Source organism: Streptomyces chiangmaiensis (assembly GCF_036281785.1).
Lineage (GTDB): Bacteria > Actinomycetota > Actinomycetes > Streptomycetales > Streptomycetaceae > Streptomyces > Streptomyces chiangmaiensis.
In genome coordinates this window covers 1-13,818 of record NZ_JAYWVC010000204.1, presented here as the reverse complement: position 1 = coordinate 13,818, position 13,818 = coordinate 1, and the positions used below count along the sequence as shown (strand labels likewise).

Sequence of the window (13,818 nt, the reverse complement as noted above, 5' to 3'; positions counted from 1 at the left end):
AAAGCTAATCCGGCTCCCCTGACAACTCGTGTCAGGGGACTGCGGCAGACTTTCCTCGTGCGTGCGAGCCGACTGTTGTCCGTCCTGTTACTCCTCCAGACCCGCGGCCGGATGACCGCCCGGCAGTTGGCCGACGAGCTGGAGGTGTCCGTCCGCGCGGTGTACCGGGACATGGAGTCGCTCGCCGCAGCAGGCGTGCCGCTCTACGGCGAAGCCGGTCACGACGGTGGCTACCGGCTGGTCGACGGGTACCGCACCCGGCTGACCGGACTGACCCGCGACGAGGCGGAGGCGCTCTCCCTGGCCGGACTGCCCGGCCCGGCCGCGGACCTCGGGCTCGGCTCCGTGCTTGCCACCGCCCAGCTCAAACTGATGGCCGCCCAGCCCGAGGAGCTGCGCGACCGGACCGGTGAGATACGCAAGCGCTTCCACCTGGACACCTCCGGCTGGTACGCCGAAGCAGACCGCACCGCGCACCTGGCCGCCGTGACCGACGCGGTGTGGCGCCGGCACCGCATCCGCGTCCGCTACCGGCGCTGGAAGGCTCCCCAGGAGGTGACCCGGACGCTGGACCCCTACGGTTTGGTGCTCAAGTCGGGCCGCTGGTACCTGGTGGCCGGCCGACGGGTGGGCGTGCGCACCTATCGCGTCTCCCAGATCCTCACCATCCAGGTACTGCAGGACCACTTCGAGCGGCCTCAGGGATTTGACCTGGCCGCGCACTGGCAGTCCTATCTCGCCGACTTCGACGCCCGCCGCCACCAGGGCGACGCCGTGGTGCGGCTGTCGCCACGGGTCCTGACGCAGTTGCCGGACCTCGTGGAACCGGCAGTGGCACGCGCCGCCGAGGAAACCGCCGGGCTACCGGGCACCGACGGCCGCGTCCAGGTCGTCATCCCTGTCGAGTCCGTCGACCACGCCGTCGGCATGCTGCTGCGGCTCGGCGCGGAGGCCGAGGTCGTGGCGCCCATGGAACTGCGGGCATTGATGGCGCAGACCATTGCCGCACTGGCCGACATCTACCGGCACCCGCCCAGCACGGCATGACACCTGTACGGTGGCCCCGCCTCCGCACCATATCTCCGCGAACGCTGTCCGACCGCGGTCAATGCCAGCGCGTCCGGTCAGAGCGGGAGTGGTAACAACCCCGGTCAGGGACAAAAAGGATCAACACCACCGGGTTGTGACCTGCGTACGGCGCGTCTCCGCACACTGCGCGGCCCTGTCTCTCGGCAATGTTGCGGGAATGCGCCTGGGCCAAGGGTTGCGCCGTAAGCGTGCGCGGTGGTCAGGCACCCGGGCTCTTCCAGAGATGCCGTTCGCCGAAAGTGCCGAACCGTATGGCACATCGTCACGGCCGGCCCGGGTCTACCGCTGCAACACGCCTCAAGAGCGTGCGACTTGGTGACCTCGTTCCTGGACAAGCCACTGATTGCCGTCGGGATCGGCGAAGTCGAAGAAGCTCGCGTAGTCGCGACGCTCGGGATCGGTCCCGACTTCGAAGCCTCCGCGCCAGTCGGGAAGTTGAAACTTGTGCCTGATCTCACCTGCGGGTACACCGCGTGCCACCAACAGGGCCCTGGCGTCTTCGATGTCGGTGACGACGAGGTACGTACCTCGGGTGCCGCCAGGCTCGGCTTCGGTGAGCCCTGCACCGAATTGGACCGACACGTTCGACCCGGGCGGGGTGAGTTGCACCACCCGGAACTTTCCGCCAGGCGCATAGTCCACGTCGAGGTGAAACCCGACCTGGTCTCTGTAGAACGCGAGCGCTCGGTCCACGTCCGAGACGGCCAGCGTGACGACTTCGAGGGAAAGTTTCATTTCTCCAGTGTTGACGAACACCGTGCTCGCGAGGAACCGGGATTCATGCGTTTTCTGGATGGCGCGGCGAGAAACTACTCATGTCGCCCCCGCCCGGGTGCGATCCATGCCGCCCTGCAGCACTTACCCTCAGCGGCGGCCTCGAAGCAGCGCTCCATTCGTCTCTTCTATAGATGGGCGAGGGATTTTACATGGCTCAGAAGTCCACAGAATTGCGCTCTTTGACCTAACCTCGATACGGGCCATGTCCTGCGCGCACGATTCTGATCAGGGAGCCGCCTTCGCGCAGTTCCTGAACTGGACCGCGATGTGCGGCGGATGAGGGGGGCGACGAGTGAGCGCGCATGCCCCGTCATGGCCATGAGCGGCCCTGTCAAGGGCCTGCACATACGCCATACATGGAGCCGGGGCAGAGGAGGAGCCGAGCGCCGGGACGATCTGGGAAGAGCGGGAAAAGGACGCCGTAGGGCTGCGCAAGGCCATTTTTGACTCAACGTTTACTGCGAAACAGGGTTTTGTGGGTGTACAGACCTCTGCCATCGCGCCACTCCCCGCGGAGCCACAACCAGGCCGGCCCACCCGTGAGGGCATGTGCGTGCCGCCGGAGGAAGCGGCCACGTGCGAGTTCCAGGGCGCACCCCACTCGCTTCTAATTGATACCTGTTACTCTTTCAATTAGACAGCGAGAGCATCCGGGCCGCAGGCGAACCCACCGCCCCTGTCTTTCACCTCTCGAGTTCCTCTTTCATGCATCACGGCCCGGCGCAAGGAGACATCATGATCCGTTTCGAATCGGCGACGAAGACTTTCCCTGACGGGACCGTCGCCGTGAACGGCTTGAGCCTGGAAGCGGCAGCGGGCCATATCTCGGTCCTCGTGGGGCCCTCAGGCTGCGGCAAGACGACCTCCCTGCGCATGGTCAACCGGCTCATCGAGCCGACCTCGGGGCGGGTACTGGTGGACGGCAGAGATGTCCGCGCGGTCAGGCCCGCACAGTTGCGCCGAGGCATCGGGTACGTCATCCAGCAGGCCGGTCTGTTTCCCCACAAGACCGTCCTGGACAACATCGCCACCGTGCCCATGCTCACCGGGGCGACGCGGCGGCAAGCGCGGAGCCGGGCAGCCGAGTTGCTGGAACTGGTGGGCCTCCCCCGGACTTTGGCGGACCGCTACCCGGCGCAGTTGTCCGGCGGGCAGCAACAGCGGGTGGGTGTCGCCAGAGCCTTGGCCGCGGATCCGCCGGTGATGTTGATGGACGAGCCCTTCAGCGCGGTCGACCCCGTCGTCCGGGAACAGTTGCAGAACGAATTTCTGCGCATCCACAAGGAATTGAGCAAGACGATCATATTCGTCACCCACGACATCGATGAAGCGATCAAGATGGGTGACCGGATCGCCGTCCTACGAGTCGGGGGAACCCTTGCGCAGTTCGCGTCGCCTGCGGAGCTTCTGTCACGTCCGGCGGACGCGTTCGTCGCCGGTTTCGTGGGCCGCGACCGCGGCTACCGCGCGCTGGGCTTCACACCCGCCGGGTCCCTGTCTCTGGTCGAAGAGCCGACCGTCAGGCTGGGCGACTCGCTGACGGCCGCACGGCAGAGGCAGCAGGAGGGGTGGGTCCTCGTGGTCGACGCCGCCGACGCTCCGGTGGGGTGGCTGACGACCGACACTCTGGGCGCCGCAGAGGGTCAAACATCCATCGAGAAAGGCATGTTGCACCTCGGCGGAACGCTGGCAACGGAAACGGGGTCGCTGCGCGAGGCGCTGGATGCGGCTCTGTCCTCTCCCAGCGGACGAGGCGTGGTGGTGCGCGACGACACGAGGTTCGCCGGCACTGTCTCTGCTTCTCATGTGCTTGCACAGATAGCGGCGAGGGCCACCGCGGTGAGCAGCACCTCGGACACATCGTGCGAGGAGGTCACGGCGTGAACCAGGTGACCTCCTATGTGGAGTCCAACTGGCAGCAGATCCAGCAGTGGGGCCTCACAACTGTCTGGCTCGCGGCTGTGCCCGTGGTCGTCGGTCTTGCTCTGGCAGTGCCCTGCGGATGGATCGCCTACCGGTACAAGTGGCTCGAGGGACCGCTCGTCTCCGGGCTGAGCGTGATCTACACCGTTCCCTCGGTGGTCTTGTTCCTCGTGCTGCCGGACGTGTTCGGCACCAAGATCCTTGATCCTTTCAATGTCATGGCGGCGCTGACGATCTACAGTTTCGTGCTCCTGGTACGGACAGTGTCCGGCGCCCTGGGCTCGGTCCCCCACAGCGTGCTGTCCGCGGCCGGCGCGATGGGATACACGGGCAGGCAGCTGGTCCTGCGTGTGCACTTGCCTTTGGCGGTGCCCGTCATCGCCGCAGGCGTGCGAGTCGCAGCCGTGTCCAACGTGAGTCTGGTCTCCGTCGCGTCCGTCATCGGCACCGCCCAACTGGGGCAGCTCTTCATCGCGGGGAACAACACGAGTTCATTGGCACCGATCATCGTCGGTCTCTTCGCCTTCATGGCCATCGCGCTGGTCTACGACCTGGTCATCATCACCCTGACGAGGCTGCTCACCCCCTGGCACAGGGCGGTCGCCCCATGACTCTCGCGGACGGCAACGGCCTGCCCGGACTGGACCGGGTGGGCATCTGGTTCAACGACCCGGCCAACTGGTGGGGATCGAATGGGCTGATCGCCCACACACGAGAGCACCTGCTGTACACGGTGGTCGTGACAGCCGCTGCGGCCCTCGTCGCCATCCCTGTGGGACTGGTCATCGGGCACACGGGGAGGGGCACCGCCGTGGTTGCGGGCCTGGCGAACACACTCCGGGCCGTACCGACACTGGGATTCCTGATCTTCTTGATCGTGGTGCTCTCACCCCACATCCCCGTCCGGCGGGGATGGGGAACGATCGTTCCGGCGGGCAGTGTCCCCTACCTGGTCCCGGCCTTGATCGTTGTGCTGATCCTGGCGATACCTCCGATTCTGACGAGCACCTACGCAGGGGTGCAGTCCCTCGATGCGGCCACCCGGGATGCCGCGGCCGGCACCGGTATGACCTCGCTTCAGGTCATCAGGAAGGTGGAGCTGCCGTGTGCCCTTCCGCTGATCATCTCGGGACTGCGAAGCGCCACCCTGCAGGTCATCGCCACCTTGACGGTTGCCGCCTACGCGCCTCTCGTCGGCGGACTGGGCCGGTTCATCATCGACGGACAGCAGAATCTCGGTGATCTCCGCTACGGGTACCCGGCCATGGTGGCCGGGGGTATCGCGGTGGCCGTTCTGGCCCTGGCTGTCGACGGCACCCTCCATGTCGTCCTGCGCCGCACCGTCTCGCCCGGTCTCACCTCGGTCTCCGCCACCAGGCGTCCCAGCCCTGTGCCCGGCAAGAGGCCACGACTCGACTCAAGCGCAACTCACTGACACGCTCGACAACTAAGGACCCATCATGCGAAGCAGCCTCACAGCTGCCTGCGTTCTGGCCCTGGCCTGCGCACTGTCCGCCTGTGGCGCCGGCGGCAGCTCTTCACAGCCGGACGCCGACAGCCGAACCCACGACGTCACCACATCGGCAGACGGTCAACTGCCCAGCAAGCCTGGCTCGGTCGTCGTCGGATCGGCGGACTTCCCCGAGGCGGAGATCCTTGCCTACCTCTACGCAGGGGCCATGAAGGCAAACGGCGTCAAGACCGAGGTCCATGCCGACATCGGAGAGCGGACCGCCTACATGGCAGCGCTCAAGGACGGGTCGATCGGCGCCGTCCCGGAATACAGCGGCGCCCTGCTCAACTACCTCTCGCCCGACAACGAGGCTCGCGCCCCGAAGGACGTCTACGCACCGCTCAGGTCCGCCGCGAGCCGACAGGACCTCTCCGTCACCGACTACGCAACGGCGCAGGACGCGGACACCATCACGGTCACCAAGGAAACGGCCGAGAAGTACCACTTGAGCAGCATCGGCGACCTCAAGCCCATCGCCGGCAAACTCAAGCTGGGCGCTCCCGCACCCCTGCAGACCGTTTCCTACGGAGTGCCTGCACTCGAGAAGGTGTACGGAGTCGCCTTCAAACAGTTCGTCTCCCTCTCCCCCAGCGGCACGATCACGCAGACGGCGCTGCGCAACGGCACTGTCGATGCCGCCGACATCTTCTCCACCGACCCGGCCATCTCCCACTACGGCTTCGTGTCCCTCGAGGACACCCAGCACATCTTCGCCGCCCAGAACGTCGTACCCGTCTTCCGGCGCGACGTTCTCACCGAGCCGATGGCGCGCGCCTCCGACGCCGTCTCGGCAAGACTCGACACGGCCGCGCTCCGGCAGCTCGTCACCGAGGTGGCAGACGGTGGCGACCCCGCCACGGTCGCCTCGCACTGGCTGAAGCAGAACGGGCTCGACTCGCCGGTCTCCTAGTGCGGCGACCGGCCCTGACGCCACCTCATCCGCACACACGAAAGGCTTCGCCGTGACCCATGTCCCAGAGGGCCAGAGCTACAGCCCCGAACACGTCTGGGTGCAACACCTGCCGGAGACCGGCCTCGTCAGGATCGGCATCACCGACCACTCCCAGCAGATCATGGGTGGCCTTGTCGGGGCCACCTTGTACGCCGTCGCATCCGACGTCCGCAGCCAAGGGCCTCCGGGTCCAGGCGCCCGTGGCTCATCTGCCGCTGAGGTACGCGGTGGAGGACATCAGCATCGCGGGCGTCACGATTCGCCGGAGCGACCCCATCCTCAACTCCTACGCGGCGGCCTGCGAGGATCCGGACAAGTACGGCCCCACGGCCGGTGACTTCGACATCACCCGGTCCGACAAGGACCACCTGGCCTTCGACCATGGCGTGCACTTCTGCCTGGGGGGCACCGCCGGCCCGCCTCCAGGCGGAGGTCGCGCTGCCTGCTCTCTTCGACCGATCCCCCGGCTCGCGGCGGCCGTCAGGGAGACGGAGGTGGAGCCCATGCGGTCATTCATCTCCAACGGCCATCGCGCTCTTCCCGCTCTTCTCACCTGAGTCGGCCTGCCGCCCGTGCCCTCGCCGGCGATGACGGTGGCAGGCCTGTCGCCGGATTCACGCGCCGCGGACTCCCGGACCTGGCTCATCAGCGCCCATACGACGGGGCAAGGGTCTTCCCCTGGCCCTTGCCCCGTCACGGGCGACGCGCATGACACGCTTGACCACGCCGGAACGCTCCACGAGCAGTGAAGAGCGGCTCGGCCGCTGCGGGTTCGACGTGCAGGAAACCTGCCCACGCCGTCCCGGACCCACAGGAGTTGCCCCCAGCCGTTGTCTAGATACGCACCGGTGGCGTCCTGTGGCGCGCCCCCTCAAACGCGACTCAACACGGTCACGTGGCCTGAGACGTCCTGACGGCAGGATTGTGCGGCGAGAAGCTCACCAGGTCACCGTGGAGCGCGACGGTCCCCGTGCGGATCCGACGAGGGGTGAACCGTACGCGTCGGCCGGTGCCGCCCTCGTCTGCGGAGGGGTCGAGCCACTCGACCTGTGCGTCGCCCGAGAGTTGCAGTGTGCCACCGGTGGTGAAGTCGATGAACAGCAGGGCCGTGGCCGGGTCGACGGTGATGTTGCCCAGGCTGTTGAAGAGGTTGTTCCCGGCGTAGTCGGGCCACCAGATCTCCCTGCCCTCGACTCTCACGAACCCTGGCCGGCCGCCCTTGTGCGAAGCATCGGCGCCTCGCGTGGGATGGGCTGTGCCGAGGAAGAAGGTGTCGGCGCTGCGGATCAGTTCGATGTGTTCGTCCTCAAGCGCCCCTGCGTCGGTGGCAGTGTGTGGATGCGCGTGCCCAGGGACGGTCGTATGCGTCGAGGACGGTGTCGTCGTGAGGTGGCGCTGTTGGATGTAGGAAGGGCAGTTCCCGAAAGCCTGATCGGCGTGGACTGTCAGGGTGTCGGCCGAGCTGCCGGTCAGTTCTCCGTTGACGCGGATCCTGCGGCGGATGCCGAAGTCGATCGCGAGCAGTCCGACGTGCTGAGGGACGGGCGGATTGTGCGGCGGGTCGCCCGTGGTCGGCGTGGCGTGCACGGTCAGGGCGGTCCCGCCGGCGACGAGGAACCCGGGCTCCCCGGCGATGGGAGAGGTCCACAGCGCGCTGTCATGGTCCCGGGCAGTGAAGACGGCGAAGGAGCGACCCGCGAGCACGGTGCTCAACCCTCCGGTGAGGCACGGAGGTTGAAGCATGCGTTGCAGTCGGCTACGCCGGCCGGGCGCTGGACGGTCCGTTCGCCCTCGTGGAAACCTGCAGTGCTCATCGGCGTTCCTGTCAGTCGCTGCTGTCGCATGGACGGTTCGCCAGGGGATGGTCACGTGCTTGTGGACCGCTCCCGGTGGGTGCGTTCGTAGTGCCGGGCTATGCGCGCCCGGTTGCCGCAGATATTGCTGGTGCACCACTTGCGGCGTTTGTTCTCGGCCAGATGGGAACCCCGCCCGTTGGATCACGTCAGCAGTCACGATCGGCGAGCGCTCTTCAGAGGCCGACGCCGGGGCCCGGCAGACCACGCCGCCGCAAGTCCTGCAGGAACAGCGAGACCAGTGCGTCGGAGGGTGCGACCGCGACGGCGACGACGCCCCGGTACACGCGGGGCTCCAGCGGACGTACCACTCCCGCGGGCTGAGCGGTCAAGGCCGACGTGGGGACGATGGAGACGCCCATTCCCGCCCCGGCCAGCTGGGCCGCAGTGCGGGGGCTGCGGGTGCGCAGGACGGGCATGAGGGAGACCTGGTGGGCGGAGACGAACTGATCGAGCCAAGCAGCGTTGCCGTTGTCCGGCGTGTAATGGACGAACGGTTCGTCGATGAGGTCCTCGACCTTGACGGATGCCATTCCCGCGAACCGGTGGTCGCTCGAGGCGACCACGACCATTTCCTCGTCCCCAAGATGCTCCACGTGGGCCGTGGTGCCGGTGGGTTCCGGTCCTACGACCAGGTCGGCCTCGCCGGCCATCAGAAGTTCCACCATCTTGTCGCTGCTGGTCAACTCCATGAGATCAAGCTGGACATCGGGCCGAGCGGAACGCCACCGCCGCAGAATGGGCACCAGAAGCCACACCGTCATCGTCTCCGCGCAGGCCAACCGCAACCGGCCGGCGCTGCCGCCCGCCACGTCCCGTCCGGCCTGCACGGCCCGCTCGGCCGCTCTCAGTGCCACGCGCGCCTCTGCCGCGGCGGCCAGGCCGGCCGCAGTGACCCGCACACCCCGGGAAAGGCGCTCCACGACCGGTGTGTCGAGTTCCCGTTCAAGGGACGCGATCTGGTGGGAGAGGGCGGGCTGCGACATATGCAGCGCTGCCGCCGCTTTCGTCACAGATCCCGTATCGACGAGTGCCACCAGACACTCCAACGCTCTCAAAGTAGCCATTCGTAAAATCTAAGCCAAACCAATAAAAGATCAATAGTCCGAAAGTCGATGGGCGCCGAGCGTAACACTGTGATCGGCGATCCAGAAACCGCTGGAGTCTTGAAGGGGCCGTTGGAATCGGCGCGTTCGAGCAGGTGAACTGGCGACCGAGCCCCTGCTCGGCAGCGCCGGGCAGGGAGGTGAGATGGCAACGCTCCTTTCACTGAATGCAGGCATATCCAAAGATGCGCAATGGTACGGAAAAACCGTCCAGTGCGCTCGCCCGGCCTGAATGGGCGCACACCCCGGAGGACAGGCCGGAGCAAGGCAGGTCTTTGGTTGCCCCGGACAACTTCCCATAGCGGCGTACGGCAATGAGACATTCCACTGATCCTAACCCCATCATGACTGTTGGCAGGTTACCCCGAGGCCCAGCTATCCTAACCCCTCAAAGAGATTTTTCTGGTTGCATCGGGGTGGTCCGCCGCGGCCGTCACCCCTCACCGGTGCAGCTCGCCGCTGCTGTGCGCGATCCGCGCGTACGGCGTCCCGGACAGGCAGAGAGTGGCACCGGCCTGACCGCCATGATCATTCCCATCGCCCTCTATCGGGGCCTCGCCCGAGGCGGTCGGGCCGCACACGGCTGGGGCACGGTCATGTCGACGGACAGCGCGCGCTTTTCGTCGTCGACGACCTGGTGGCACTCGCCGTTGCCGCCGCCTCCAGCCGGCACGTAGGTCTGCTCCCTGCGGTACTCGCCGTCGTCTTCTTCGCCGGCCTGCTCGCGACCCGTAGCCTCAGGCGCGGCAGCGGCAGGAGAACCGACCTCGTTCTCGGGTTCGGCGCCTGGGCATCTGTGATATCGCGATCTCAATGATCCAGCCGATGCGTCACGGGACCACACCGCGGGCCTGCCGACGCGTCGGTCACAGTCGTCGAGTACGGGGACCCCGAGTGTCCGTTGTGCAGCGCGGCGGCACCGGCCATCGGCGAACCGCTCACCACCCACCCACAAGTGCGATACGTCCGGCGTCACCTCCCGCTCGGCGACATCCACCCCCACGCACGGCTGGCCGCGGAGGCGGCCGAAGCGGCCGCGGCACAGGGAGCGTTCTGGCCCATGCACACGCTGCTGTTGCAGCGTCAGGACCCCCTGGCCCTGACGAACCTGATCGCCTGCGCGGACGAAGGGCCTCGACACCGAGCGCTTCGAGCGCGACCGGGTGCACATGCCGACAGTCGAGCGCCACATTGCTTCGGCGGACGTCAACGCCGTCACCGGCGGCACCCCGGCCCCTACGACGACGTGCCCCAGGACCACCATCGACGCCGACGCTTCAAGCCGAGGTCGGAAAAGGCTCGTCGAATGGGATGCGGCGCGGCGCCACCCATCAGACAGCACGTTCCCGCTGCAGAATTCACATAGTTCGACAGCACACCGATCCGAATCCCCCGACGACTCGCCGGACGATAGAGGTCGCCATACCGGTCGCACTATTTGGCTGTCCACGCGGAGTCGCATAATTACCGACAAGCTCCACCTCGCGTAGATAGGGACGCAGGAGCACAATGGGATCAGCGCTCGAGGCATGAGTGTCCTTTTCGCACAGGAGTCACCGCATGGACCAGGCCAACAGCGACCGATGCGGGCAACGGTCACCTCTTCTGGCCGTCGGGGCGGCGGTTCTGGACCGTGAAGGCATGGTGATCCGCTGTTCGTCGACCGCTGCTGACCTACTCGGGCGCAGCCCGGAAGACATCTGCGGGCGCCCCGTCCAGGACTTCTTGGCCGAAACGCCGAGCACAAGCCCCGGCACCCGCAAAGGGCAACTGCCGACCGAGGGCATCGTGCCGCTTCGTCTCCGCTCGGGCGCCACCATCGATGCGGACCTGCAGGTGCTGGCACTGGACGGCAGCCCCGACGAATACGTGGTCATGGTCGCCCCCGCCGACACCACGGACGACTGGGAAATCGGCGGGGCATTCCTGCGCGCTCTGCTCGCCCAAGACCAAATGGGCATTGCAATTCACGACGCGAACATGAACGTGGTGCGGACGAACATCAGGCCCGAAATGTTTGAGGGACCGCCTCTCATCACAGGAGTTCGATTGAAGGATGTGATTTCCACAGAAGACGCCGAGATGATCGAGCTCCTGTTGCACCAGGTGATGGAAACCGGGGTACCGTTCATCCGGAAGAGGCTGGAAATTCATTCCTCAACAGTTGCGGGATATCAGTGGGATCTCTCGGCGTCCGCATTCCGGTTGCAGGACATGAATGGCACCCCCTCCGGCATTGCCGTGACGGTCAACGACACCACGGCGCAGCAGCGGATCCGTCGTCAGATGGATCTGCAACACGAAGCAGCTCTGCGGATCGGCTCCTCGCTGGACGTTGTCCGGACCGCACAGGAGCTGGCCGATGTACTCGTCCCCGAACTCGGGGATATCACGGCGGTGGACATCTCCGACTCGGTACTCGTGGGTGACGAACCCCTGAACATCATCGAGGGCCTGCCGCCGCATCTGGTCCGGGTCGGAGCCTCGTCAGGTTCGCAGGACTGGCCACCAGGCCTGACCGGACCCGGCGAGTCACTGACTCAACCGTTCGACACGACACACATACGCCAACTCCAGCTGGGCCAGGCCCTCGCGCTGGACCGCGAGGCCATGCTGAAGGTGCTCAGCAGCCCGCATCTCGTGGAACATCTCATCCCCGTCGGCGCTCATTCCATGGCGATCGCACCCTTGCTCGCACGCGGTCGCATGCTCGGCACAGTGTCGGTCTGGCGGACGGAGCAGCCCGAGCCTTTCGACATGGCCGAGCGAACTCTGCTGACGGAGATCGCCTCACGAGCCGCTCTCGGCGTCGACAACGCACGGCGGTACACCCGCGAACACCGCGCGGCAGCGGCCTTGCAGGAACGACTGCTACCGCGTGCGGAGACCGACACCGCCGGCCTCGAAACCGCAGGCATCTACCACGCCGCGAGCGGGGGTGCCGGCATCAGCGGCGATTGGTTCGATGCCATTCCCCTGCCCTCGTTGCGCGTCGCACTTGTCATCGGTGACGTCTTCGGTCATGGGCTGTCCGCCACCGCCACCATGGGTCGCCTCCGTACCGCGATCCAGACCTTCGCCGATCTGGAACTCGACCCCGCAGAGGTCCTCACGCATGTCGAAGACCTGGTTCAGCGATTGGCCGCCGAGATTCCGTACGAACAGCGGGACGTCGTCGGTGCCACATGCCTGTATGCCGTCTACGACCCCATCACGGGGAAATGCACGATGGCCAGTGCCGGACAGCCTCCACCTGTTGTCATCGGGCCGGACGGCACGGCACGAGACATCGAGGTCTCCCCCGGTCCGCCCCTGGGCGTCGGCGGTGTGCCGTTCGAGTCCACCACCGTTGCCCTTGAGGCCGGTAGCGTCCTGACCCTGTACACCGACGGGCTTTTCGAGCTGGAGGGGTTCGACGCCGTCCATGGGATGAACCAACTCAGGAACCGTCTCACGGTCCTGACCAGAACCGGCCGAAGCCTGGCAGCCATCGGTCGCGAGCTCATCGGAGATCTCACCGACCGGCCTCCCAGCGACGACGTGGCACTGCTGCTCGCCCGTACTCGGATCATCTCCGAGGAAAACACAGTGAGTTGGCAGTTCCCTGCGGAACCGGCTTCGGTGGCGGACGCCAGAGAATCCGTCACAAGACAACTGGAGCTGTGGGGACTGGACGAACTGGCCCTCAGCACCGAACTGGTCGTCAGCGAACTGGTGACGAATGCGATCCGGTACGCCGGCGGCCCGGTAGGACTGCGGCTCATCCGCGAGAACGTACTGATCTGCGAAGTCGCCGACCCGAGCAATACTCAGCCCAGGCTCCTCAGGGCCGCACCCACCGACGAGGGAGGGCGGGGCCTGTTCATCGTGGCCAAATGCACCAGCCGCTGGGGCAGCCGGTACGGTCAGCGCGGCAAGACGATCTGGACGGAGCAGCCCCTTGACGGGCTGCACGACCAGATGGCCCCGCTGTTCGATATCGCGTGACGAGGGTTCCCCGGCGTCGGCAGAGTCATGATGCCGCGGTCGAGCGGCACCGAGCGGGGCGCTGGAAACCGAGGCTCGCGCACGAGCGCTCCTCAGCGAAGCCTGACCGCCCTCCACCGGCTCCCGAGGGACACCATAAGAGATGTAAGCTGTATACTTCTGTCGCCAGACCTAGGCACAAGCTGGGGAGAGTGATCCGAATGAGCTGGCCGGCCACGGTTCGCTACAACACGGAGCCTGCTCCGGAGGGGCTTGCCTTCGTGCAGGACCTCTTCAACACGATCTCCGCCGGCAAGCCCCGCATGAACGACCTGCTGGCGGACCCCGGCTCGGCCCAGGCCTGGCTCGATCGGGCGCTGGAGGAATGGAGCCTGGCCACCGGCAGCCCCGTGGCCGGGATCCGGCTCGACCCGCACGACCAGGAGGAGCTTCGCGCCTTCCGTGACGATCTGCGCCGGGCGGCCGGCCAGGGCCGAGACGGCACTCTTCCCCCGCTGCACACCGCGTCCATCGCCATGCAGCTCGGCGGGAACGGAGAGGTCCACCCCGAACCGCGCGGCACCGGCTGGCGGCGGGTGGCCGCGCTGGCCCTGATCGAGATCTTCCAGGCCCAGCAAG

The 13,818-nt window shown here is 66.5% G+C and carries 12 protein-coding genes and 1 pseudogene; 9 read left to right on the top strand and 4 right to left on the bottom strand.

Annotation, left to right across the window (positions count from 1 at the left end):
- Positions 1 to 1,047: helix-turn-helix transcriptional regulator (locus VXC91_RS35660; RefSeq protein WP_329511500.1), on the top strand; the 1,047-nt coding region annotated here is incomplete at its 5' end.
- A gap of 339 nt (positions 1,048 to 1,386) precedes the next feature.
- On the opposite strand, the gene VXC91_RS35655 is transcribed toward VXC91_RS35660, so the two are convergent.
- Positions 1,387 to 1,845 carry a VOC family protein gene (locus tag VXC91_RS35655; protein WP_329511499.1) on the bottom strand — a complete coding sequence of 153 codons (459 nt, stop codon included), beginning with the start codon at positions 1,843 to 1,845 and terminating at the stop codon, positions 1,387 to 1,389.
- A 756-nt stretch (positions 1,846 to 2,601) separates the two neighbouring features.
- Here VXC91_RS35655 and VXC91_RS35650 point away from each other — a divergent pair.
- The 5 genes from VXC91_RS35650 (at position 2,602) to VXC91_RS35630 (ending at position 6,811) form a co-directional block, all read left to right on the top strand.
- Positions 2,602 to 3,750: an ABC transporter ATP-binding protein gene (locus VXC91_RS35650; RefSeq protein ID WP_329511498.1), complete on the top strand. Its 1,149-nt coding sequence runs from the start codon at positions 2,602 to 2,604 to the stop codon at positions 3,748 to 3,750.
- On the top strand, positions 3,747 to 4,400 hold the full coding sequence (locus VXC91_RS35645) for an ABC transporter permease (RefSeq protein WP_329511497.1): 654 nt from the start codon (positions 3,747 to 3,749) through the stop codon (positions 4,398 to 4,400). The genes VXC91_RS35650 and VXC91_RS35645 overlap by 4 nt, the downstream gene beginning before the upstream one ends.
- On the top strand, positions 4,397 to 5,224 hold the full coding sequence (locus VXC91_RS35640; RefSeq protein ID WP_329511496.1) for an ABC transporter permease: 828 nt from the start codon (positions 4,397 to 4,399) through the stop codon (positions 5,222 to 5,224). The genes VXC91_RS35645 and VXC91_RS35640 overlap by 4 nt, the downstream gene beginning before the upstream one ends.
- 25 nt (positions 5,225 to 5,249) lie before the next feature.
- On the top strand, positions 5,250 to 6,212 hold the full coding sequence (locus VXC91_RS35635) for an ABC transporter substrate-binding protein (RefSeq protein WP_329511495.1): 963 nt from the start codon (positions 5,250 to 5,252) through the stop codon (positions 6,210 to 6,212).
- A gap of 242 nt (positions 6,213 to 6,454) precedes the next feature.
- Positions 6,455 to 6,811, top strand: a complete 357-nt coding sequence (locus VXC91_RS35630) for a cytochrome P450 family protein (RefSeq protein ID WP_329511494.1) — start codon at positions 6,455 to 6,457, stop codon at positions 6,809 to 6,811.
- A gap of 334 nt (positions 6,812 to 7,145) precedes the next feature.
- Here the strand turns inward: VXC91_RS35630 and VXC91_RS35625 are convergent, their stop codons facing one another.
- The 3 genes from VXC91_RS35625 to VXC91_RS35620 all read right to left on the bottom strand — a co-directional run bounded on the left by VXC91_RS35625 (position 7,146) and on the right by VXC91_RS35620 (position 9,174).
- Positions 7,146 to 7,958: a pyridoxamine 5'-phosphate oxidase family protein gene (locus tag VXC91_RS35625; protein WP_329511501.1), complete on the bottom strand. Its 813-nt coding sequence runs from the start codon at positions 7,956 to 7,958 to the stop codon at positions 7,146 to 7,148.
- 161 nt (positions 7,959 to 8,119) lie between these two features.
- Complete coding sequence (locus tag VXC91_RS47205; protein WP_408057558.1) at positions 8,120 to 8,230, bottom strand: CGNR zinc finger domain-containing protein; 111 nt, start codon at positions 8,228 to 8,230, stop codon at positions 8,120 to 8,122.
- A 53-nt stretch (positions 8,231 to 8,283) separates the two neighbouring features.
- Positions 8,284 to 9,174, bottom strand: a complete 891-nt coding sequence (locus tag VXC91_RS35620; protein WP_329511493.1) for a LysR family transcriptional regulator — start codon at positions 9,172 to 9,174, stop codon at positions 8,284 to 8,286.
- 931 nt (positions 9,175 to 10,105) lie between these two features.
- Here VXC91_RS35620 and VXC91_RS35615 point away from each other — a divergent pair.
- The 3 genes and pseudogenes from VXC91_RS35615 to VXC91_RS35605 form a co-directional block, all read left to right on the top strand.
- Positions 10,106 to 10,579, top strand: a pseudogene (locus tag VXC91_RS35615) (DsbA family protein); the annotation flags it as partial.
- Between the two features lie 194 nt (positions 10,580 to 10,773).
- The gene (locus tag VXC91_RS35610) at positions 10,774 to 13,200 is read left to right on the top strand and encodes an ATP-binding SpoIIE family protein phosphatase (RefSeq protein ID WP_329511492.1); all 2,427 of its coding nucleotides are present in this window, start codon (positions 10,774 to 10,776) and stop codon (positions 13,198 to 13,200) included.
- Between the two features lie 200 nt (positions 13,201 to 13,400).
- The coding region (locus VXC91_RS35605; RefSeq protein WP_329511491.1) for an ABATE domain-containing protein at positions 13,401 to 13,818 on the top strand (418 nt) is incomplete at its 3' end.